The 23,164-nt window shown below is 42.5% G+C and carries 25 protein-coding genes and 1 tRNA gene; 5 read left to right on the plus strand and 21 right to left on the minus strand.

Features of this window, described 5'->3' with window-relative positions; translation table 11 throughout:
* Window positions 1-3: 3 nt before the first annotated feature.
* The 4 genes from BLW54_RS00305 to ytzI all read left to right on the plus strand — a co-directional run bounded on the left by BLW54_RS00305 (window position 4) and on the right by ytzI (window position 4,153).
* Window positions 4-1,878 (plus strand): PTS fructose transporter subunit IIABC, encoded by a 1,875-nt coding sequence (locus tag BLW54_RS00305; RefSeq protein ID WP_074732945.1) that lies wholly within the window; start codon window positions 4-6, stop codon window positions 1,876-1,878.
* A gap of 56 nt (window positions 1,879-1,934) precedes the next feature.
* Window positions 1,935-2,201: a phosphocarrier protein HPr gene (locus BLW54_RS00310; protein ID WP_035506024.1), complete on the plus strand. Its 267-nt coding sequence runs from the start codon at window positions 1,935-1,937 to the stop codon at window positions 2,199-2,201.
* A 4-nt stretch (window positions 2,202-2,205) separates the two neighbouring features.
* Window positions 2,206-3,924, plus strand: coding sequence for a phosphoenolpyruvate--protein phosphotransferase (ptsP, locus tag BLW54_RS00315; RefSeq protein WP_074732946.1), 1,719 nt, complete (start codon window positions 2,206-2,208; stop codon window positions 3,922-3,924).
* Between the two features lie 67 nt (window positions 3,925-3,991).
* Window positions 3,992-4,153 carry a YtzI protein gene (gene ytzI, locus BLW54_RS00320; protein ID WP_074732947.1) on the plus strand — a complete coding sequence of 54 codons (162 nt, stop codon included), beginning with the start codon at window positions 3,992-3,994 and terminating at the stop codon, window positions 4,151-4,153.
* A 5-nt stretch (window positions 4,154-4,158) separates the two neighbouring features.
* On the opposite strand, the gene BLW54_RS00325 is transcribed toward ytzI, so the two are convergent.
* From BLW54_RS00325 to BLW54_RS00375, 11 genes are all read right to left on the minus strand, one after another.
* Window positions 4,159-4,749, minus strand: coding sequence for a nitroreductase family protein (locus BLW54_RS00325; RefSeq protein ID WP_074732948.1), 591 nt, complete (start codon window positions 4,747-4,749; stop codon window positions 4,159-4,161).
* 9 nt (window positions 4,750-4,758) lie between these two features.
* The gene (locus BLW54_RS00330; protein WP_244153454.1) at window positions 4,759-5,346 is read right to left on the minus strand and encodes a YdcF family protein; all 588 of its coding nucleotides are present in this window, start codon (window positions 5,344-5,346) and stop codon (window positions 4,759-4,761) included.
* 89 nt (window positions 5,347-5,435) lie between these two features.
* Window positions 5,436-6,722, minus strand: a complete 1,287-nt coding sequence (eno, locus tag BLW54_RS00335; RefSeq protein ID WP_035506031.1) for a phosphopyruvate hydratase — start codon at window positions 6,720-6,722, stop codon at window positions 5,436-5,438.
* Between the two features lie 14 nt (window positions 6,723-6,736).
* Complete coding sequence (gpmI, locus tag BLW54_RS00340; protein WP_035506033.1) at window positions 6,737-8,272, minus strand: 2,3-bisphosphoglycerate-independent phosphoglycerate mutase; 1,536 nt, start codon at window positions 8,270-8,272, stop codon at window positions 6,737-6,739.
* Entirely contained in the window at window positions 8,265-9,026 is a 762-nt protein-coding gene (tpiA, locus tag BLW54_RS00345; protein ID WP_035506035.1) for a triose-phosphate isomerase, read from the minus strand. Before tpiA ends, gpmI begins: the two co-directional genes overlap by 8 nt.
* Window positions 9,027-9,047: 21 nt before the next feature.
* Entirely contained in the window at window positions 9,048-10,229 is a 1,182-nt protein-coding gene (locus tag BLW54_RS00350) for a phosphoglycerate kinase (RefSeq protein ID WP_074732949.1), read from the minus strand.
* 179 nt (window positions 10,230-10,408) lie between these two features.
* Window positions 10,409-11,416, minus strand: a complete 1,008-nt coding sequence (gene gap, locus BLW54_RS00355) for a type I glyceraldehyde-3-phosphate dehydrogenase (RefSeq protein ID WP_035506038.1) — start codon at window positions 11,414-11,416, stop codon at window positions 10,409-10,411.
* A gap of 38 nt (window positions 11,417-11,454) precedes the next feature.
* Window positions 11,455-12,483: a sugar-binding transcriptional regulator gene (locus BLW54_RS00360; protein WP_074733348.1), complete on the minus strand. Its 1,029-nt coding sequence runs from the start codon at window positions 12,481-12,483 to the stop codon at window positions 11,455-11,457.
* Between the two features lie 152 nt (window positions 12,484-12,635).
* Window positions 12,636-12,857: a glutaredoxin family protein gene (locus tag BLW54_RS00365; RefSeq protein WP_074732950.1), complete on the minus strand. Its 222-nt coding sequence runs from the start codon at window positions 12,855-12,857 to the stop codon at window positions 12,636-12,638.
* Between the two features lie 81 nt (window positions 12,858-12,938).
* A complete protein-coding gene (locus BLW54_RS00370) occupies window positions 12,939-13,166 on the minus strand; it encodes a hypothetical protein (protein ID WP_035506044.1) in 228 nt (75 codons plus the stop codon).
* 267 nt (window positions 13,167-13,433) lie between these two features.
* Window positions 13,434-13,509 (minus strand) — tRNA-Arg (locus BLW54_RS00375).
* Between the two features lie 420 nt (window positions 13,510-13,929).
* On the opposite strand from BLW54_RS00375, the gene clpP reads away from it, so the two are divergent.
* Window positions 13,930-14,520, plus strand: a complete 591-nt coding sequence (gene clpP, locus BLW54_RS00380) for an ATP-dependent Clp endopeptidase proteolytic subunit ClpP (RefSeq protein ID WP_035506046.1) — start codon at window positions 13,930-13,932, stop codon at window positions 14,518-14,520.
* 95 nt (window positions 14,521-14,615) lie between these two features.
* Here the strand turns inward: clpP and BLW54_RS00385 are convergent, their stop codons facing one another.
* The 10 genes from BLW54_RS00385 to hisA all read right to left on the minus strand — a co-directional run bounded on the left by BLW54_RS00385 (window position 14,616) and on the right by hisA (window position 23,152).
* A complete protein-coding gene (locus tag BLW54_RS00385; protein WP_035506048.1) occupies window positions 14,616-14,870 on the minus strand; it encodes an HPr family phosphocarrier protein in 255 nt (84 codons plus the stop codon).
* A 130-nt stretch (window positions 14,871-15,000) separates the two neighbouring features.
* The gene (whiA, locus tag BLW54_RS00390; RefSeq protein WP_035506050.1) at window positions 15,001-15,957 is read right to left on the minus strand and encodes a DNA-binding protein WhiA; all 957 of its coding nucleotides are present in this window, start codon (window positions 15,955-15,957) and stop codon (window positions 15,001-15,003) included.
* Window positions 15,958-15,991: 34 nt separating this feature from the next.
* A complete protein-coding gene (gene mgfK, locus BLW54_RS00395; RefSeq protein ID WP_074732951.1) occupies window positions 15,992-16,945 on the minus strand; it encodes a gluconeogenesis morphogenetic factor MgfK in 954 nt (317 codons plus the stop codon).
* A gap of 3 nt (window positions 16,946-16,948) precedes the next feature.
* Window positions 16,949-17,833 (minus strand): RNase adapter RapZ, encoded by an 885-nt coding sequence (rapZ, locus tag BLW54_RS00400; RefSeq protein WP_035506054.1) that lies wholly within the window; start codon window positions 17,831-17,833, stop codon window positions 16,949-16,951.
* Between the two features lie 17 nt (window positions 17,834-17,850).
* On the minus strand, window positions 17,851-18,318 hold the full coding sequence (locus tag BLW54_RS00405) for an 8-oxo-dGTP diphosphatase (RefSeq protein ID WP_035506056.1): 468 nt from the start codon (window positions 18,316-18,318) through the stop codon (window positions 17,851-17,853).
* Between the two features lie 491 nt (window positions 18,319-18,809).
* Window positions 18,810-19,760: a thioredoxin-disulfide reductase gene (trxB, locus tag BLW54_RS00410; RefSeq protein ID WP_074732952.1), complete on the minus strand. Its 951-nt coding sequence runs from the start codon at window positions 19,758-19,760 to the stop codon at window positions 18,810-18,812.
* 175 nt (window positions 19,761-19,935) lie between these two features.
* Window positions 19,936-20,952, minus strand: a complete 1,017-nt coding sequence (locus tag BLW54_RS00415) for a tetratricopeptide repeat protein (RefSeq protein WP_035506059.1) — start codon at window positions 20,950-20,952, stop codon at window positions 19,936-19,938.
* Between the two features lie 89 nt (window positions 20,953-21,041).
* Entirely contained in the window at window positions 21,042-21,665 is a 624-nt protein-coding gene (gene hisIE, locus BLW54_RS00420) for a bifunctional phosphoribosyl-AMP cyclohydrolase/phosphoribosyl-ATP diphosphatase HisIE (RefSeq protein ID WP_074732953.1), read from the minus strand.
* A complete protein-coding gene (hisF, locus tag BLW54_RS00425; protein ID WP_074732954.1) occupies window positions 21,662-22,420 on the minus strand; it encodes an imidazole glycerol phosphate synthase subunit HisF in 759 nt (252 codons plus the stop codon). Before hisF ends, hisIE begins: the two co-directional genes overlap by 4 nt.
* A complete protein-coding gene (hisA, locus tag BLW54_RS00430; RefSeq protein ID WP_074732955.1) occupies window positions 22,421-23,152 on the minus strand; it encodes a 1-(5-phosphoribosyl)-5-[(5-phosphoribosylamino)methylideneamino]imidazole-4-carboxamide isomerase in 732 nt (243 codons plus the stop codon).
* Between the last annotated feature and the right edge of the window lie 12 nt (window positions 23,153-23,164).

Here is a 23,164-nt window from a genome sequence, read left to right on the forward strand (position 1 = left end):
ACCATGAAAATAACAGATTTATTGACGAAAGACACCATATTGCTTCAAATGTCTGCTGCTTCTAAACCTGAAGCGATCGACGAACTCGTTGGTAAATTAGATGCAGCAGGTAAACTTAAGGACCGTGATGCATTTAAAAAAGCCATCAACGACCGTGAAGAACAAAGTACGACGGGAATTGGGGAAGGTATCGCCATTCCACACGCAAAGACATCAGCTGTTCAAACGCCTGCTATTGCTTTTGGCCGCTCACAGAAGGGCCTGGATTATGAGTCCCTGGATGGACAACCGACAAATCTATTCTTCATGATTGCTGCTTCTGAAGGTGCAAATAACACTCACTTAGAAACACTTTCTCGCCTTTCTTCCTTTTTAATGGATACTAAATTTCGCGAACAATTGGAAGCAGCCAAAACAGAAGAAGATGTTATTGAAGCGATTAATGCAAAAGAAGCAGAGGAAGAAGATGAGAGCGATACGCCAGATCAACATACCGGAAAAGTTTTAGCCGTGACTGCCTGCCCAACAGGTATTGCTCACACCTTTATGGCTGCTGATAAATTGAAGGCTACAGCAAAGGAAATGGGCGTGAACATTAAAGTCCAAACCAACGGGTCCGGTGGCGTTAAAAACCGACTGACTGATGAGGATATCACAGAAGCGGACGCCATCATTGTTGCTGCAGACACTAAAGTCGATATGGAACCATTCAATGGCAAGCCAGTCATCGAAGTCCCTGTCGCAAAAGCGATTCATGAACCAGAGGAATTGATAAATAAAGCCGTAAATAAAGATGCTCCCGTGTATCACGGGGGAGGAAGCAAAAAAGAGGCTTCAGAGGAAAAAGATCAGCGTACTGGCTTCTATAAACACTTAATGAACGGTGTATCTAATATGCTGCCTTTCGTTGTCGGTGGAGGGATTTTAATAGCGATTTCCTTCTTCTTCGGTATCGAATCAGATAATCAGTTCGCACAAATGCTAGGAACCATTGGCGGAGATGCTGCCTTCTTCTTACTTGTTCCTGTACTGGCCGGTTTCATCGCAATGAGTATCGCCGATCGACCTGGCTTTGCTCCTGGTATGATTGGCGGTTTTATTGCGATTACTCAAACGGTCGAGGGTGCTGATAATGGTTCTGGTTTCCTTGGCGGCTTAATTGCTGGTTTCTTAGCTGGTTACTTAACCTTGCTCATTAAAAAATGGTTAGAAGGTTTACCAGCCATTCTCGATGGGATGAAAACGGTTCTCTTCTATCCCGTACTCGCGATTTTCGGTACAGGAATGATCATGTTACTGATCAACCCTGCGTTAACGAGCGTTTATACTTGGTTGTTTGATTTACTTGAAAGCATGAGTGGATCTAATCTCGCTCTTTTAGGTTTAATTGTTGGGGGAATGATGGCTGTAGATATGGGAGGCCCTGTTAACAAAGCGGCCTATACATTCGGTATCGCCGCACTAGATGCTGGGAACTATACATTTATAGCAGCTGCCATGGCAGGTGGAATGGTCCCACCTCTCGCTATGGGTCTAGCAACGACCTTCTTCAAAAATAAATTTACGAAGCAAGAACGTGAAGCAGGAAAAGCGGCTTATCCACTTGGGGCTTTCTTCATTACAGAAGGAGTGATTCCATTTGCTGCTGCCGACCCGGCGCGAGTAATCCCTTCAATGGTAGCCGGTAGTGCTCTTACAGGGATGCTGACAATGCTTTTCGGCATCGGTTTACGCGCCCCGCACGGTGGTGTGATCGTAACACCACTTGTGGAAGGTGGATTCATGCAAATCGTCCTTTATTTAGTGGCAATTATTGCCGGATCAATTCTTTCAGCAATTATTGTAGGATTCTTGAAAAAAGACATCGAAAAGGCTTAAAATAATAAAGTTAGGGTATCTCATTAACAACATCTAATTTCAAGGAGGAATTATAAATGGTAGAAAAAACATTTAAAATAACATCATCTGACGGTGTACACGCTCGCCCTGCTACTGTACTTGTTCAAAATGCTGGTAAATACGAGTCTGATATCAACCTGCATTACAAAGAAAAGTCTGTAAACCTAAAATCGATTATGGGTATCATGAGTCTTGGTATCCCAGCAGACGCTGAAGTAAAAATTACGGCCGAAGGCAGTGACGAACAAGAGGCCATCGACCACTTGGAAACTACGATGAAGAATGAAGGCTTGGGGGAATAACAGCATGACACAGCTTCAAGGCATTGCAGCTTCCAGTGGTATTGCAATTGCAAAAGTGTACCGTTTGGAAGCTCCAGACCTTTCTTTCGATAAGAAAGATATCGAGCAACCGGAACAAGAAGTTAAACGTCTACATGAAGCTCTAGAAACATCCAAGACAGAGCTTGAAAAAATAAAAGAACATACAAGAAAGTCTCTTGGTGATGAACACGCGGAGATCTTTTCTGCTCACCTTCTAGTCTTAAGTGATCCTGAATTGATCCACCCTATTGAAGATAAGATCAAGAGTGAAAACGTCAATGCAGAAGCAGCACTATCTGAAACAGCCAATATGTTCATCGACATGTTCAAAAGCATGGATAATGAATATATGCGTGAGCGTGCAGCCGATATAAATGATGTGACAAAACGCGTGATGGCTCACCTTCTTGGTGTTACATTCCCGGATCCAGCATTGATCAATGAAGAAGTTGTCATAGTTGCTGACGATCTAACACCATCAGATACGGCGCAGTTAAATAAACAATTTGTCAAAGGGTTCACCACAGATATTGGCGGGCGTACATCCCACTCTGCCATTATGGCCCGTTCCCTCGAGATCCCTGCTGTAGTTGGTACTAAAAACATTACATCCCAGGCTGGGAAGGATACCATGATTATCGTTGATGGCATGAACGGTGACGTCATCCTCAATCCTAGTGAAGAACAAATGACTGAATACAAGCAAAAGCAAGAGGACTTTGAAAAACAAAAACAAGAATGGGCGAAGTTGAAAGATGAAGCAACCGTCACTTCTGAAGGAGACCATGTAGAGCTTGTCGCAAACATTGGTACTCCTGACGATGTTGAAGGCGTTCTAAACAATGGCGGCGAAGGGGTTGGCCTTTACCGTACAGAGTTCCTTTACATGGGTAAGAGCCAACTGCCGACAGAGGAAGAACAATATGACGCCTATTCTTCTGTACTAAAGCAAATGGGTGATAAACCTGTTGTGGTTCGGACCCTGGATATCGGTGGAGATAAGGAGCTTGATTACTTAGACCTTCCTGAGGAAATGAACCCATTCCTAGGGTATCGTGCAATTCGTCTATGCCTTGAACGTGATGACATCTTCCGTGTCCAGCTTCGTGCTTTATTACGCGCAAGTGTCCATGGAAACTTGAAAATCATGTTCCCAATGATCGCTACGCTTGAAGAGTTCCGTCAAGCAAAAGCTATTCTTGAAGAAGAGCGTACGAACCTAAAAGAAGAAGGGAACAATATTTCTGAAAACATCGAAGTCGGAATGATGGTGGAGATCCCAGCAACAGCAGTAATTGCACGCCAATTCGCTAAAGAAGTTGACTTCTTCAGTATCGGTACTAATGACCTTATTCAGTATACGATGGCTGCTGACCGTATGAACGAACGAGTATCTTACTTGTATCAGCCATACAACCCTGCCATTCTAAACCTCGTCAATAATGTCATCGAGGCAGCCCACGCTGAAGGTAAATGGGCTGGCATGTGTGGGGAAATGGCCGGCGATGAGATCGCTATTCCACTTCTCCTTGGCCTTGGACTAGATGAATTCAGTATGAGTGCCACATCCATTCTCCCTGCACGTACGCAGATCAGAGACCTTTCTAAGAAAGAATGGACATCTTATAAAGATGAAATTCTTTCTATGGGTACAACAGAAGAAGTTGTAGCATTTGTTAAAGAAAAAACACAAGTAAAGTAGTACTTACTCCTTCTTTATGGGACAATAGGTGTGTACTGAAAGCTATTTAAGAAAGAGATGTGTTTCCATGGCATTTACTGTAATCATGCTCGTCTGTATCGCGATTGTTCTTGGGATCGCAGCTATGTTCGGCATGGCTGTTTCTAAAGGCTATGAGTATAAACACACCGTTGATCCATTGCCTGATGAAGATCATCTGGAAGAGGACCATAAAAAAGCTGACGCTTGACTGCGTCAGCTTTTTTCATTTCCATCATAAATTTGTAGTTTTTTTTGGATAGGCGTGCGCGACTTTGGCTTTGGCACCCGCTTAGGGTAGCCCATTTGCAATACCGATACCAGCTTATAACGGCCCGGATCCAGGCCCATGTGTCTGGCAAACTCAGCATCATACAAATATGGACTGGTCGTCCATAGAATACCCACTCCTTCTTTCCAGGCCAATAACTGCACATTCTGGATGTATGCACATACTGCGGCATAATCTTCTTCAAATTTACGAAAATCCTTATCCCTTTCCATATAAATTAAAGCATGGTGGGGAATATTTAAAAGGAAATCACGGATCCCCGATGCTAATTGATCTACTTTCGCTGCCTCATACCCTTCGAAGAAACCTTGCCTAACATAACTATCTAATACAGATTTAGCATACTCACTCTTCCCCTCATCCTGGTATATTCGAATATGCCAGGGCTCTTTCATCCTGTGGGTAGGCGCCCAGGCAGCTTCAGAGAAAATACGTCCTAAAACTTCCGAGGCCACCCGTTCTTTTTTATATTCGTGAATCGATCGTCTATTTCGAATAGCGTCTAATAATTCCATTGGTCCACCTCACAAAATCAACAACTTCGTCACGTGACGTCCCATCCAATATCCCCATTCCTTAAAAAAGAAAGGGACCTTAGTTTCAAAGCTTTTGTAAGCTGAATATTGAGTAGGAACCCCTTTTACACTCATTCCTTGATTCTCAGCCATCGCGACAGCCCTTTTTAAATGAAATTGATCACTCACTAATAAAAAGGTATCGATTTCTTTCTTTTCACTTACATCTTTGGCATTCATTAAATTCTCTTCCGTAACAAGAGAACGGTTCTCATAGAGGATATCTTCTTCATCTACACCATTTTCTATGGCATATTGCTTACCGACTACAGCTTCTGATGAAGCGGCATCTTTACTTTTACCCCCTGTTAATACAAGGTATTTTACATGTCCTTCTTTATACAATTCGATCCCTTGCTTCAAGCGTCCTTCAAAAATCGGACTTGGCTTCCCATTCCATTGAGCGGCTCCGAGGACAACGGCTGCATCTGCTGAGGCATCTTGATTTCCTTCCCCGAACGTCCAAATGGAATAGCCTGTATAGAGCGCATATAGAAGGGTCATACTGACCAAAACCTGAATAATTCTCTTCATCATACTTTAGTTCTCCTATTTCTCAATAGATGTTCCCATCATATCATAGAAAAAAGCCCCTCTGAATCATCAGAGAGGCTTTTTTTTAAGAATTACTTATTCAAGTTGTAGAATGCTTTCTCGCCAGCATATGTCGCTGTTCCAAGCAACTGGTCTTCGATACGAAGAAGTTGATTGTATTTCGCTACACGGTCTGTACGGGAAGGAGCACCTGTCTTGATTTGACCAGCATTTGTTGCTACAGCGATATCAGCTATAGTCGCATCTTCCGTTTCACCAGAGCGGTGAGAAATCACTGCCGTGTATCCCGCACGTTTTGCCATTTCAATGGCTTCGAAGGTTTCTGTAAGTGTACCAATTTGGTTCACTTTGATAAGGATAGAGTTCCCTACACCTTCTTCGATTGCGCGGCTTAATTTCTCTGTGTTTGTAACGAACAAGTCGTCACCGACAAGCTGGACACGGTCACCAATACGATCTGTAAGAAGCTTCGTACCTTCCCAATCATTTTCATCCAGGCCATCCTCGATGGAAACGATTGGATATTTGTTAACTAGCTCTTCGTACCAATCCACCATTTCTTCGGACGTCCGCACGACACCTTCACCTTTAAGGTTATATTTACCGTCCTCGTAGATTTCAGAGGAAGCAACGTCCATCGCAAGCTTCACTTCAGCATCCGGCTTGTAACCAGCTGCTTCAATGGCTTCGATGATTGTGGAAAGAGCTTCTTCGTTAGATCCCAGGTCAGGAGCGAAGCCACCTTCATCACCTACACCGGTGTTGTATCCCTTTTTACTAAGAACTTTTTTCAGAGAGTGGAAAATCTCAGCCCCCATACGCAAACCTTCTTTGAATGTCGGCGCACCAACAGGCATAATCATGAATTCTTGAATGTCTACGTTGTTATCGGCGTGCTCTCCACCGTTTAGAATGTTCATCATTGGTGTTGGTAATGTAGCAGCAGTGAAACCTCCAAGATACTTGTAAAGCGGAAGACCCACAACATCGGCAGCTGCATGAGCAACAGCCATGGAAACACCAAGAATGGCGTTTGCTCCCAAGTTCCCTTTGTTTTCTGTGCCATCAAGTTCTCTCATCATTTGATCAATGATCACTTGTTGAGTTACATCCATACCCAATAGGTTTGGAGCAATTTTTTCATTAACATTGTCTACTGCGTTCTGAACGCCTTTTCCAAGATAACGTTCTTTGTCACCATCACGAAGTTCTACAGCTTCGTATTCACCAGTAGAAGCACCGCTAGGAACTAGTGCTGTACCAAAGGCTCCGGATTCTGTATAAACTTCAACTTCAACTGTAGGATTACCACGAGAGTCTAAGACTTCGCGTGCGTATACGTCAGTAATATATGGCATTTAATATCTCTCCCTTATTTTTTAATTAATGATTGTCCTGTCATTTCATCAGGTTTCTCAATATTCAAGAGTTCCAGAAGTGTTGGTGAGAGGTCACCAAGAATTCCTCCATCCCGAAGTTCTGCCTCTTCTTTTGTCACAATAACGGGTACCGGATTGGTCGTATGGGCTGTCATAGCATCTCCATCTAAGGTCGTCACCTCATCAGAATTACCGTGATCAGCCGTAATGATCGCATGTCCACCTTTTTCGTGAATCTTATCAACGATCTTACCTAAGCATTCATCGACTGCTTCAATCGCTTTAATAGTCGGTTCAAGCATTCCTGAATGTCCAACCATATCTGGATTGGCAAAGTTCAAAATAATGGCATTGTGCTTATCTGCATCCAGTTCACTTAGAAGGGCATCTGTCACTTCATAAGCACTCATTTCAGGTTTTAAATCATAGGTTGCAACCTTTGGAGAATCGATGAGGATACGTTCTTCCCCTTCGAATTCCTTTTCACGTCCACCGCTCATGAAGAACGTAACGTGGGGGTATTTCTCTGTTTCAGCAATGCGCAGTTGCTTCATATCGTGATCTGCAAGGACTTCCCCTACTGTGTTTTTCAAATCATTTGGAGGGAAAGCAATTTTACTTTCCACCTTATCACTATATTGCGTCATACCGACGAAATGAAGGTTCTTAGGTGCCTGGCCACGCTCGTAGTCATCAAAATCATCATTAGCAAATGCACGAGAAAGTTGAATCGCACGGTCTGGGCGGAAGTTGTAGAAAATAACGCTGTCTTCATCTTCTACTGTTCCAACAGGATGATTATCTTCATCTGTCATCACCACAGGTTCAACAAACTCATCGTATACTTCCTGTTCATAGGAATCCTCTACGGCTTTAATCGGATCCTTGTACGTTGGACCTTCTCCATAAGCGATGGCATCATAAGCCTTCTTTACACGTTCCCAACGATTGTCCCGGTCCATCGCATAATAGCGGCCGGAAAGGGTAGCTATTTGACCAATACCTATTTCTTCAATCGCTTCCTGGGTTTGTTTAAGATACATTTTCGCAGATTGCTGACCAACATCCCGACCATCCAGAAAGGCATGGATGAAGACTTTTTCAAGTCCTTCACCTTTTGCAAGCTCCAATGTGGCGATCATATGGTCGATATGGCTATGAATCCCCCCATCTGAAAGCAAACCGAAAACATGAAGAGCTTTTCCTTTTGCTTTCGCTTCGCGGATGGCATTTAACAGGACTTCATTATTAAAGAAGTCCCCTTCGCGAATGGAAAGATTGATTCGGGTCAAGCTTTGGTAAACAACACGACCAGCGCCAATATTTAAATGTCCGACTTCTGAGTTGCCCATTTGACCTTCTGGAAGTCCGACAGCTTCTCCGCATGCCGTTAATTGAGAATGCGGGAATTGGTTCCAGTAACGGTCAAAGTTTGGTGTATTCGCTTGTTTGACAGCATTTCCCTTCTCCTCATCACGGAGAGCAAATCCATCAAGGATGATTAAGGCAGCAAGATTTTGCTTACTCATTCTTACCTGCCTCCACTAATTTTAAGAAAGAGTCAGCTTCAAGACTAGCTCCTCCTACTAGAGCACCATCGATGTCGGACTGAGATAGTAGTTCATCAACGTTAGCTGGTTTCACACTGCCGCCATATTGGATACGAACGGCTTCAGCAGCATCTGCATTTACAAAATCGCTCACAACTTTACGGATATGTGTACAAACTTCATTCGCTTGTTCTGATGTGGCTGTACGTCCTGTTCCGATCGCCCAGATAGGTTCGTAAGCAATAATCGTTTGTGCACATTGATCGTTTGTTAAGCCGTCCAATGCTTTTTTCACCTGAGACTCAACAACATTCATTGTTTCGTTTGCTTCACGCTGTTCGAGAGATTCTCCTACACAAATAATTGGTGTCAAACCATGCTTGAATGCCGCGTGAACTTTTTTGTTGACGTCTTCATCAGACTCGTTGAAAATTTCACGACGCTCAGAATGTCCAAGTACTACGTAAGAAACACCAAGTTCTTTCAACATAACCGGGCTCACTTCACCTGTAAATGCACCACTTTCTTCAAAGTGCATGTTCTGAGCACCGATTTTCAAGCTTGTCCCTTCTGTTTCTTCTACCAGCTTCTGTAGAAAAGGAAATGGAGCACAAACGATAGACTCTACCTGGTCAGAAGATGGTACTTCATTTTTTGCCGTTTGAATAAAATCTTCCGCTTCACGGTGGTTTTTATTCATTTTCCAGTTACCTGCAATCACTTTTTTGCGCATATCTGTTTCACCTCTCCTTTATTATTTATCATTCAACAAGGAAACACCAGGAAGATCTTTACCTTCCATAAACTCAAGCGATGCACCGCCGCCTGTAGATACATGATCCATATCTTCAGCGTATCCGAATTTTTCAACAGCTGCTGCAGAGTCGCCTCCGCCAATCACTGTATATCCTTCTGTTTCGGAAAGAGCATTCGCTACAGCTTTAGTGCCGTTAGCAAAAGATTCGATTTCAAAAACGCCCATTGGTCCGTTCCAAATGACCAATTTAGATTCTTGAATGGCTTTTGCATATTTTTCTCTCGTTTTCGAACCGATATCAAGAGCTTCCCAATCCGATGGAATGCTGTCGATTCCGACTTCTTTTTTATTCGCAGAATCTGAAAAATCATCAGCGACCACAACATCTTCCGGCATAAGGAAGTTGACGCCTTTCTCTTCGGCTTTCTTCATATATTCTTTCGCCAAATCAATTTTATCCTCTTCGAGCAAGGATTTACCAATCTCGTGCCCCAACGCTTTGACAAATGTATAAGCTAAACCTCCGCCGATGATCAAGTTATCCACTTTATCAATCAGATTGTCAATGACGCCGATCTTATCCTTAACCTTTGCCCCACCAATAATGGCTGTAAATGGACGGTCAGGATTTGAAAGAGCTTTTCCGAGAACGTTAATTTCTTTCTCCATTAAGAAACCAGCAACGGCAGGGATATGCTCAGCAACACCCGCCGTAGACGCATGCGCACGGTGAGCAGCACCGAAAGCATCGTTCACATAGAGATCAGCCATATCTGCAAATGCTTTGGCTAGTTCCGCATCATTCTTCTCTTCACCAGGGTGGAAACGTACGTTTTCAATAAGTAGAACATCCCCATTTTCCATTTCTGAGATGGCTTGATTTACTTCATCACCATATACTTCATCCGTTTTCGTAACTGTCTGTCCGAGAACATCACTCAGACGCTTAGCTACAGGGTCAAGGCGAAGATCATCAACGGCTTCCCCTTTCGGGCGCCCAAGGTGACTGGCAAGAATGACTTTAGCACCGTTTCCAGTCAGATGCTTGATTGTCGGGAGGGCAGCTTTAATTCGAGTGTCGTCTGTGACCTCTCCCTCGCTCATCGGTACGTTGAAGTCAACACGGCAAAAGACCGTTTTTCCGTTCACTTCAACATCGCGGATTGTTTTCTTATTCATAGAATGACAACCTCCTTGGTTTATGGTCAGGATTATCGCCTACCCTTATGTACGTTTCCACATATGAAATCTGCAGAAACGCCGATAAGCAGGATGTAAAAAAACATGGATAAAGGAGGAGGACCTGAGACCTCCTCCTTTCCATCTTTTTCATAGTATTTTCTAATGTGGCTCAGTTATTACAAGCCTTGGTTTTTAAGGTATACAGCCAAATCTACACAACGGTTAGAGTAACCAGTTTCATTGTCATACCAGGAAACAATTTTAACCATATTGTTTTCAAGTGTAAGTGTAGAAAGACCATCGATGATAGAAGAATGAGTATTGCCATTGTAGTCAGTAGAAACAAGTGGCTCGTCACTGTACCCTAGGATGCCTTTAAGGTTTCCTTCAGCTTCTTGACGAAGGGCTTCATTAACTTCTTCAGCCGTAACATCTTTATCTAGTTCTGCAACCAAGTCTACGATAGAAACGTTGGATGTTGGTACACGCATAGCCATACCGCTAAGTTTACCATCAAGGTGTGGAAGAACTTTTGCAACGGCTTGAGCTGCACCAGTTGTTGTAGGAATGATGTTTTCTGCCGCTGCACGAGCACGACGGTAATCTTTGTGTGGAAGATCAAGGATCTGCTGGTCGTTTGTGTAAGAGTGGACTGTTGTCATCATACCACGTTTAAGACCAAATTTCTCATCAAGAACCTTCGCATATGGAGCCAGGCAGTTTGTCGTGCAAGAAGCGTTAGAAATAACGTGGTGGGAATCTTTATCGTATTGATCTTCGTTAACACCCATAACGACTGTAAGGTCTTCTTGTTTCGCTGGAGCAGAGATAATTACTTTCTTCGCACCTGCATCCAAGTGTTTCTTCGCGTCATCACGTTGAGTGAAACGACCTGTGGACTCGATAACGATATCTACGCCAAGATCTCCCCAGCCAAGTTGTGCTGGATCTTTCTCAGATAGTACTTTTACCTCTTTGCCACCAACGATTAGATTGTCCCCATTCGTTGTTACTTCTTCTTCAAGTTTACCATGTACAGTATCGTGTTGAAGCAAGTGTGCAAGCATATTTGCATCTGTTAAATCGTTAACCGCTACTACCTCTACATCATTGTTCTTCAAAGAAGCACGGTAAACATTACGTCCAATACGTCCAAAACCGTTAATACCAATTCTTACTGTCATTCAAAATTCCTCCTTAGGATGATTGAAATCCATTTTATTTAAAGGGAAAATTCCCTTATTAATTCTTGGGCCGCACCTTCGTCTGTAATTAGAACATTACTCTGGCCCGGTTGGAAATAAGATGAGATGGCTTGAGCTTTCGAGCGGCCACCGGCAACAGCAATCACATGGTTAGCACTTTTCAGGTCTTCTAATTGAAGTCCTACCGTACGCACCTTGTGAACGATCTCACCCTTCACATTGAAATAGTAACCAAAGGCTTCGCCAACAGCCTTATGCTTTTTAATCAATTCCAATTGTTCGGGAGATGTTTTCCTGCGTTCTGCCATGGTAAGCGCATCACCGACACCATGGATGACGATTTCAGCGTTACGGATAATATCCAACACTTCTTTAATAGAAGGTTCTTCTTTTATCGTCTGATAAGACTCCTCACTAAGGGGGTCCGGCACATATAAGAGACGATAATCACCTTTAGCCTTCTTCGCCATTTCTGCACAAATAGAGTTGGCCTGATTTTCTACTCTTTCACCTAAGCCGCCACGGGCAGGAACGTACAAGCACTGATCAGCTCCCTTAAATGGAGTCATAACCTGTGCCACAGATGCCATTGTCGTACCACCTGTAATAGCAATGGCCTGATCAGGCACCATATGTTTTTTCAAATACTGGACACAAGCTTTTCCCATCTCTTGTTTTACCCAATTCAGCTCATCACTATCACCAGGAACAACAATGGCATAGTCTAGGTTTAATTTATCCTTTAATTGTTGTTCTAAAACTCCTATCCCCGAGACTTCTTTAATAAACTCAGCTAACTGCTCTAGTATGTTCTGCCCTTCATAACTCAAGTGCATACCTCTTGAAGTAATCTCAACAGCCCCTTGTTCGTTTAAGAAATCCACTTCACTTCGGACCGTACGCTCCGCAAGTTTCACATTTTCAGCCAATGCTCTGCGTCCTACAGGCTGCATGATCTGGATATAATACAACAATTGATAACGACGTTGAATAACCTCCAGAACATCCGGGAATAATTTTTTTTGTAAGTCGATGAACGCTCTCATGGAAAAAGCCCCTTCTTTGATATGGTGCCAACCGGGATGTTTTACGTCCCAGCCAGTCATATTATGTCCCGCTCGGAGCAAAAAAATATCTCATTTCAACTTTTATATTAACAGTGGGGTTGTCCACGTGCAAGCGTAAAACCATACGTTTTTTATTGGAAACGCTTTTCTAACTCCATGTAATCAATAGTACGGTAGTCCAACTCTTCCCCGTTAATCAGCAGGACAGGGACTTCAAACATATATTTTTCCATTAAGGCAGAATCTTTTTCAATATTTACCTCTTCCACTGTCACATCGAATAGGGACAAAAGGTCTTTGACTTCCTTACAAAGACCACAATTCTTCTTCTCAAACAATACTACTTTATGCATTTACAGACACCTCCACTATGACAACCTAATCATATCAAAGTATGCGGATGGAAGCTATCAACCCATTAAAAAGGACACGCTTCAAGAAGCGTGTCCTTTTTTATTATCATAATAACCACTAGTAATTTTAAATTTACGTTTATCTAGAAATTCTGCTAACTCTTCGCCCACATAACTATTTGGTGTCCGTTTTAATGATTCATAATTGAATGACAACCTTTGTTGCTCCTGCATGTCGAACACATGGATCCGCCTGTCTTCAGATACTTCTTCAGTCGCCAACATTTTGTAACGGATGAGTTTTGTCATAAATACCCCTCTTCTTTATAAAGCGAAAAGTCTATCTTTATTTATTCAATCATAACACAGAACCCCCCATAAAAAAATTACATCCAGATAACAAAACCAAATAAATGTTCGTATAATTATTGTAATATTTTTGTCTAATAGATATATATAACGAATGTAAGCGCACTTTAACATAAAAAGAATGGTATATAGATCTAATATTTTCACTTCAAAAAAGGCCTCCCTTAAACTTGAAGGGAGACCTTTTTATTATTTATAGCTCAATAGCGCGCCCGAGAGGATTCGAACCCCCGACTGACGTAGAACCGGAATCTACCGCTCTATCCAACTGAGCTACGGGCGCAAATCGACATGTAAGTAATATTATAAGGAGAATCCTCAAAAAACGCAACCCATTTTTTAAAAGTTGTTTAAAGTTCTGTGAGAATAGGATAGAAAAACATCAAATTCCTCTAAGTTACTCGATTAAGCTGACATTCGCTTGGCACCGTTCCATACCTTCATTTCTAAAGTTATCATCGTCTGCCTCTTGTTACCGTTTTGTGATCGGTAAAGATTTTAGTTGTACGTTTATATAGGCAAATTTAGGGTATGATGGTAGAAGGAATTAGCGTAATTCACATAGAACGAATAAACTACAGGTATTTTTCATACCCACAACAGCATGAAAAAGGTCGAATGTTTTTGTTTGACCTTTATTGACCTTAAAGGTATGATGAATGTATTCCATCATTATTAATTTGATGTTAAGGAGGAATTTCAAATGAATTTAGTCCCTACAGTTATTGAACAAACCAACCGTGGAGAACGCGCATACGATATTTATTCTCGTCTGCTCAAAGATCGAATTATTATGCTTGGCAGTCCGATTGATGATAACATTTCGAACTCTGTTGTTGCACAGCTGCTATTCTTGGCTGCTGATGATCCAGAAAAGGATATTTCCCTATACATCAACTCACCTGGTGGATCAATTACAGCCGGAATGGCTATTTACGATACTATGCAGTTCATTAAACCGAATGTATCAACGATTTGCACAGGAATGGCTGCATCTATGGGTGCTTTCCTACTGAACGCTGGTGAACCTGGAAAACGATATGCACTTCCTAACAGTGAAGTTATGATTCACCAACCACTTGGTGGTACACAAGGTCAAGCCTCCGACATTGAAATTCACGCAAAACGTATTATTAAAATGCGCGAGAAATTAAACAAAATTCTTGCTGAACGTACTGGTCAGCCTATGGAAGTCATTGAGCGCGACACAGATCGTGACAACTTCATGTCTGCCCACGAAGCTGTTGACTACGGTTTGATCGATAAAGTTATGGAAAACACAACTGATAAATAAATTCAAATCCGCTGTGGCTGACACAGCGGATTTTCTTGTGATTATGATGACGCCTCATCTTTTGAAGAACGTTCATTTTTTCACATGAATAGTTCTTAAGATTCCTTTACAAATGCTGCTAATACTTGGACAGCTTCTTCTTCATCTGAACCATCAGCAATCAGTTTAATTTCTTCATCTGTGCCCACAGCCAGACTCATCAATCCCATAATACTTTTGGCATTCACACGTTTTTCATCTTTCTCAATAAAAACATCAGCTGAGAACTTATTAGCCTCTTGGACAAACTGTGCAGCAGGCCTTGCCTGAAGCCCTGTTTCAAGCTCGATGGTTATCGTCCTTTCAATCACCTGTCATTCTCCTCTCTCTATTTCATAACTTTTGTAAGCGGATTCAATGGGAAGGAAAAAGAACGCTCTCTCCTAACAGAAAGCGTTTATAATTGTATTTCATTATAGCATGAATTTGTGGAGGAAAACATTAATTTCTTGTGTTTTCTATGACTTCGCCACGTCTGACCTTTTCAGCAAATTCATCTATCTTTCGTAGGCGGTGATTGATTCCAGATTTACTTATGGATGCACCGGAGACATACTCACCCAGCTCCTTGAGAGAAACTTCTTGATGCTGCAGTCTTAACGAAGCAATTTCCTGAAGTTTATCTGGCAAAGCTTCCAGCCCGACTGTACGCTTAATAAATTTAATATTTTCAACTTGACGGAATGCAGCCCCAATCGTTTTGTTCAAATTAGCTGTTTCACAATTGACCAGTCGATTAACGGAGTTTCTCATATCTCTGACAATCCGAACATCTTCAAATTTGAAAAGAGCCTGGTGAGCACCGATATTACTTATCAATTCTGTGATTTTATCCGCTTCTTTTAAATAAGTAATATACCCTTTTTTCCGACTGAGAGTCCTGGCATGTAATCCAAAACTGTTCATAAGTTTACACAACGCCTCGTTGTGTTCCTCATCCGATGAATAGATCTCTAAATGGTAGGAGGAAGTTTCGGGATTGTTGACTGATCCGCCTGCCAAAAAAGCCCCACGCAAATAGGCCCTTTTACAACACGTATCTTTCAAATATTTTTGAGGAATTTCCGGGTTAATGGATAATGGCCCATTTAATATTTCCAAATCTTTCAGGACAACATCCGCTTTCTCCGTCATCCGAACGATATAGACATTATTTTTCTTCAAACGCATTTTCTTACGAACAAGGAGTTCGACAGGATAAGGGTACAGCTTCTTAATTAATGTGTAGATTTTTCTCGCTATAGCTGCATTCTCTGTCTGCACATCCAAAATATACTCACGGTTTGAAAGGGAAAACGTCCCGTTCATCCGCACAAGTGCAGCCAGCTCTGATTCAAGACAGCACGTTTCTGCTTCTACATTCGTTAATTCTTTTTTAATTTCTGATGCAAATGACATGGATGTCCACCCCCTTTTATCACACGGCCATTCTTTACAACATGGAGTGAAGTAACTTAGCTAACTTCTCTGTGTCATGACGTAACATAGGTTTTTTATGGTCGATAATATCTTCCTCAATGACTGTTAAGCCCATTTCTTTTATTCGGTCAATGTCATATACAACAGGCTCTGCGTTTTCTTCTGCATACGCAGCTCTAACTCCTTTTTCAATCGGTTTATTGTGTACAATCACTGACTGTAGCACACCTTCACCAATATGATCAAATAAGGCCTGAATATGGTCAGCAGCTGTATACCCGGAAGTCTCCCCTTCCTGGGTCATAACGTTACAAATATACGTCACTTTTGCTTTTGTCTCTTTCAATGCCTGCCCAATTTCCGGGATAATGATGTTTGGTAATATACTTGTATATAGACTTCCTGGTGAGATGACAATCAGTTCAGCCGATTTGATGGCCTCCACAGCTTCTGGGAGCGGCTGTATTGGTGTCGGGCTTACAAATACGCGTTTAATTTTCTTATGCTGCTTCGGAATCCTCGACTCACCTGTAACAATACTCCCATCTTCCATTTCAGCGTGAAGACTCATAGAATGGTTTGCAATCGGATAAATATGACCGCGAACATTTAGAACCCGGGAAATTTCTTTAATTCCTTTATAGAAATCCCCTGTCATTGATGCCATTGCCGCAAGTAAAAGGTTTCCCATAGAATGACCCGATAAACCATTGCCGGTGGAAAAACGGTGCTGAAATAGTTCGAGGAGCATAGGCTCTGCATCAGAAAGGGCGGCCACCACATTTCTAATATCTCCTGGAGCTGGAATAGCCATCTCATTTCTTAAACGGCCAGAGCTTCCGCCGTCATCAGCAACTGTTACAATGGCTGACAAGTCTATCGGTAAGTTTTTTAGCCCGCGCAGCAGCACAGGCATCCCGGTCCCGCCGCCAACGACGACGACACGCGGCTTAGTTTTTTGGTCCATCCGTTACAAACCCTTTCTTTTATCAATATCCCTGTGGGTTACATGTGTAACAAAATCAGAAGAAAAGTACTCCGATAAATGCTCCGCTAATGCAACAGATCGGTGTTGTCCGCCTGTGCAGCCTATAGCTATAACAAGCTGACTTTTCCCTTCCCGTTTATACTGAGGAAGCATAAAATGAAGCAGATCTTTTAACTTTTCAAGAAACTTCTGTGTATCCGTCCATTTAAACACGTAAGAGGATACTTCCGTATTCAGACCTGTAAGCGGACGCATGTGCTCTACATAATGCGGATTGGGCAGGAAACGAACATCGAACATTAAATCTGCGTCAATGGGTACGCCATATTTAAAACCAAAGGAAACCAGTTGGACTGAAAAAACCTGCTGTTCCTGTTGACGATAATTTTCAATGATTCGTTCACGTAATTCTTTAGGCTTTAATGAAGTCGTATCAATGATTGACTGTGAACGGCCTTTCAATTCATCCAGCATCTTCCGTTCCCGACGGATTCCTTCTAAAGGAAGTCCTTCTTTGGCAAGAGGATGAGAGCGCCGTGTTTCTTTGTAACGGGACACCAGTGCCTGGTCTTCGGCATCCAGGAATAAAATTTGTTCATGCAGCCACTCTTCTTTCCCTAATCGGTCCAGAGAATCAAAAAGCGCATCAAAAAACTCACGGCCGCGTAAATCCATCACAAGAGCTACGTTTTGAATATTATTACTGGAGTCTTTCATCAACTCAAGAAATTTAGGAAGCAGGGCCGGTGGCAAGTTATCGACACAAAAAAAACCGAGATCTTCAAAGCTTTGAACAGCCACGGTTTTCCCTGCTCCTGACATTCCGGTGATGATTACTAACTGAGTATCATTGGCATCTACTTGCATCTTTTAATCGCTCCCCATTAGTCAGGTCGAGACGGATCCAAATCTTGGTCAATCAAGCGAAAATCCGTCGTATATACAAATGTTCCATATACTTGCTCTTCGCTGCTTAAGATATGCTTGAAGATTTCCCGATCTCCCTCTGCCATCGGTTTTTGAAGAACTTCATCTACAGGAACCCATTCCAATTCCCCTTCTTCACTGACCTCCAGCAAATCTCCCGAATAGCTCGTACTGTAAAACGTAAACATCATCCATTCTTGAGCGGTTTTCTCTCCCTCCCGCATGATGAATGTGAATGAACCTCTTAGTTCAGGGTTGTCGATAGAAAGTCCCGTTTCTTCTTTGAACTCTCTTACAGCGGAGTCTTTAATATTTTCTCCGTCTTCCATCTTTCCACCCGGAGCTACATACCAGCCTCTGCGGGGTTTTTTCAACATCAATACAGAATCATCCACTCTTAAAATACAATTTGCTACACGTTGCATGGTTGTGGTCACCTCAATTTCTTTCTAGAGGGCATCTTTACCCATTATACAATGAATACTCAGGGGGCTACAATATTATGTTTTTCTCTAGTATTAAATAGTAGTTCCGTAAAAGGATTTGGTTCTTTATGTTATATGGAGTCGGACAGAAGATGAGCCGCTTTCCGCGAGTCAATACCACAGTACCTGAATCTGTCTAATCGCCCTATAGGAGCCTCTCCTTCTTCTGCCCATTTTTTAATGAACGGCTATAACCGCAGCCTTCCTCATCTTTTAATTCGACCTACCCCCAAAAGACTGCGTATCTTGAGCTGAAGAATTCGGGGAAGCGGCCATGATCATAGATTGCCCGAACAACAAAAAAAGACACAGATGACGAGCACCTGTGCCTCATAGAGATAAATCTATTAAAAGGGGGTCAATTAATCAGTTCCATCATAACAGAGGATTATTTCACAGGTATTACACCCTGGTTAAGATGGTGTTTCTTTTTAATTGACGACTTTTAATTCCTCCAGAAGATTCTCAATATAGTGCTGTGCCGATTGTGCTGCAATACTACCGTCACCTGTAGCTGTTACAATTTGACGCAGTTCTTTCTCACGAATATCTCCGGCTGCAAACACCCCTGGTACTTTTGTTTCCATGTTTTCGTCTGTCTCAATATACCCTTGTTCATTGGTAATACCGAGACTCTCAAAAGGAGCGCTCAAAGGAATCATACCAATATAAATGAATGCACCATTTGTATCAAATTCGTATTCTTCCTTTGTCTTTTTATTATAAAGCGTTACACTTCCAACTTTTCCTTCTTTTTCGTTGATGGACTTAACGACTGTATCCCAGATGAACTCAATTTTTTCATTATCAAATGCACGATCCTGGAGAATCTTTTGTGCACGTAATTCATCACGGCGGTGGACAATTGTTACCTTGCTGGCAAAACGTGTAAGGTAAACACCTTCTTCAACAGCAGAGTCCCCTCCACCAACAACGACAAGCTCCTTATCTCGGAAGAACGCTCCGTCACAAACAGCGCAGTAAGAAACGCCGCGTCCACCTAGTTCTTTTTCTCCTGATACACCAAGTTCTTTATACTGTGCACCTGTAGTCACTATGACGGCACGTGCTTTATATTCCTTATTACCAGCTTTAACAACTTTGTATTCTTTTCCATCCACGACTTCTTTAATATCCCCATAAGCATATTCAGCACCGAACTTCTTGGCATGTTCGAACATTTTATTAGAAAGGTCTGGACCTAGAATACTTTCAAAACCTGGATAGTTTTCTACATCTTCTGTATTAGCCATTTGGCCACCTGGAATCCCACGCTCAATCATGAGGGTATCCAAATTAGCACGAGATGTATAAACAGCTGCCGTCATACCAGCTGGACCAGCACCAGCAATGATGACATCATAAATACGATCTTCACTCATCTATCATCAACTCCTTATGAATCCATATCAATCTCAGTTGCATTTCCTCTCCATATCATAGTAAATCATACGAAAATCGTCCATTAATGTGCTTATTGAAAAGCGGAAAGTAAATGCCATGCTAAAGAGGTCTTTATTGCTCGTAGCCCTTTCCCACCTTCAGGTTGGCTATCTTTTATTCTACGTCCCATGGTCCGCCTTCTTCGCTCATTTTCGGAAATTGCTTGCATCCTTTTTCCCAAAGCTGCAACGCTTTGGAAGGGTTGCCCGTATGATAAACAGAAACACTATACCATTTGTAGTAGACCCTCCGGCGGACAACTTGTTTATCCTGAAGCGAACGAAAACGTTCGACCGCTTCTTTGTAATAACCTGCCCTCGCCAAAGTTTCAGCTACTGCTAGTTTTTGCTGTTCATGCATAGGAAATACATTAAGGAGTCGTTCTATATGAAAAGTTGCTTCATTCGCCATCCCCATTTTCAAATAGAATGTAGCCAAATTCACATGACAGTGGATGTTTGATGAGTCTTTTTCAAGGTTCTCCTGTTCGAACTGGATGGCTTCTTTTTGATCCCCATTCATAAATAGAGCATAGGCATATTTATGTTTCGCTATATTAAACTCCGGGAATAGTTGCATCATTTCGCTCAACACACTCAATGCGTATTCCCATTCTTCATGTTCAAGGTGATAAAAGGCCGTTTCTTGGTAGATTAGAAGTTCATCTTCGTCTTCAAACGCCCAGTCGTCATCCTCATCTTCTTCCTCTAAGGAGTCAAGCATTTCTTTCAACTGCTTAGCAGCTTCTTCGAACTCCCCATCCCCAGGTTGCTCAAGGTAGGTATCCACATATTTTTTTGCATCGCTAAGAAGCCCGAGATGCGCGTAATTATTGGCCATCAGATAGTAACAGTCCACATATTCTTTACCGTGTTCCGCCAAAACCTCTGTTAATACCTGATTGGCTGCATGATAAGAGCCAACTTCCGTGTATACGACCGAAAGTTGGCATGGATATAATGGTTCATCGGGAGAGGCTTCGATCGCTTTTTTCAGCCACTTGACAGCAGCACTGAAACGACGCTTTTGGAAAGCCTGAATCCCATGAGAAAAATAAAATGACCCTGTAGGTACAAATGGGATGACATTCGTATCCTGTTGTGCTGTTGTCCCTTTAACTGTTGTGGTCATGACTGTCCCCCTATTTCCGTTTCAAATCTCACTAATTATGCAGTATAACATAAAACAGTGCTGAGAAATAGGAGAAAAATGTAATCTATTTAAGAATGGCGGTTCTCGAGTACAGTCAAAACATCATCCAATGGAACATCACGATCCGTTAAGATCAACAAGAGATGGAAGAGCAAATCAGCAGACTCTAATGCAATTTCTTCAGGGTTATCATTTTTAGCAGCAATGATGACTTCTCCTGCTTCCTCACCGATTTTCTTAGCTATACGATCGACCCCTTCCTGGAACAGGGATGAGGTATAGGATCCTTCTGGAAGAGTCGCCTTTCTATTTGCCAGCACGGTCTGCAGCTCATCAAGAATTTGATAACGGTCCTCTTTTTGGGTGAATGAAGCATCTGTCAGCTCCTCGGTAAAACAGGTGTAATTCCCTTTATGACAAGCTGGCCCGGCTGGAAGTACTTGAACCAGCAATGCATCCTCATCGCAATCATAGTGAATACTCGACACCTGTTGGGTATTTCCAGAGGTTTCTCCTTTGTGCCATAGTTCCTGACGAGAGCGACTGAAAAAGACAGTCTCTCCAATCTCCAGCGTTATTTTCAATGATTCTTCATTCATATAAGCTAAAGTCAGGACAGATTTTGATTTTGCATCCTGAACAATCGCAGGAACGAGCCCTTGTTCATCGAATTTAATATCGTTTATATTCATCGTACAGGCACTCCTTTCTTCTTCAAATAAGCTTTGACATTTTGTACGGAGGTTTCTTTATAGTGAAAAATGGAAGCCGCAAGGGCTGCGTCTGCATCTACTTCCGTAAATACGTCATAAAAATGTTCGCTTGAACCTGCACCGCCAGAAGCGATAACAGGGACTTGAACAACGTCTTGTACAGCTCTTAATAACGGAAGATCAAACCCAGACTTTTCTCCGTCTTTATTCATGGAAGTGAGTAAAATTTCTCCGGCTCCTAATTGGACAGCTTCTTTCGCCCAGTCAGTCACAAGCCAATCTGTCGGTGTCCGCCCCCCATGGGTATAAACGTGCCAATTTTCGGACGCCTCATCGTATTTAGCATCTATAGCGACAACAATACACTGGCTACCAAAATAGTCGGCGCCTTCGGTGATAAGTGCAGGACGATTTACGGCTGAAGAGTTCAAGGAGACTTTATCGGCTCCATTTCTTAGCGTTACTTTTATGTCTTCCAACGTTCGAATTCCCCCACCTACCGTAAATGGGATCGCTAGTTCAGAAGCTACCGACCGTACGACATCAATCATCGTTTTTTTTCCTTCATGACTTGCGGAAATGTCGAGAAACACAAGCTCGTCCGCTCCCTGCTCGTCATACACTTTTGCCAGTTCAACAGGATCCCCTGCATCGCGGATATCTACGAACTGAATCCCTTTAACGACACGTCCTTCTTTCACATCCAAACAAGGGATGATTCGTTTGGAGAGCATTCACTCCACCTCCACTTGTAAGGCTTCTTTTAACGTGAACTGTTTTGTATATAAGGCTTTGCCTACAATCGATCCAATCACATGGCGGTCACTATATGTTTTCAGGTCCACAAGATCTTCCAAATCTTTTATCCCACCGGATGCAATGACATCGACACCTGTTTCTTCCGCTAATCGGACAATTTCCTTCGTATTTGGTCCTGATAACATACCGTCTTTGGAAATGTCCGTATAAATGAATGTTTTTGCTCCTGCCCGGGCTAAGTCTTTCCCTAATTCTGTTGCTTTCACCTCAGACTGCTCCAGCCACCCAGCAGTGGATACCAAACCATCCCGTGCGTCCAGACCGATGGCGATCCGCTCCTTATATTTTGCAAGGAGCTTCTTCGTCGTGTGAACATTACGAACGGCAAGAGAACCGATGATTACTCTGTCAACACCACGATCCAGATAGAAGCGTACATCTTCCTCAGAACGGATCCCCCCGCCGATCTGAACACGGCAGTCCAGCTCCTTTGCTACTTTTAGTACGTGCTTGGCGTTTTGCTTTGAACCTTCTTTAGCTCCATCAAGGTCCACCATATGAATCCATGAAGATCCCTCTTCAGCAAACTCTTTTGCTACTTCAAAAGGATCCTCTCCGTAGACCGTTTCTTTATCAAAATCGCCTTGTTCCAGACGTACACACTTTCCATGCCGCATATCAATGGCTGGATAAATCGTAAAGCTCATCTATAAAACCCC

This window comes from Halobacillus karajensis, assembly GCF_900108515.1.
Taxonomy (GTDB): Bacteria; Bacillota; Bacilli; order Bacillales; family Halobacillaceae; genus Halobacillus; species Halobacillus karajensis.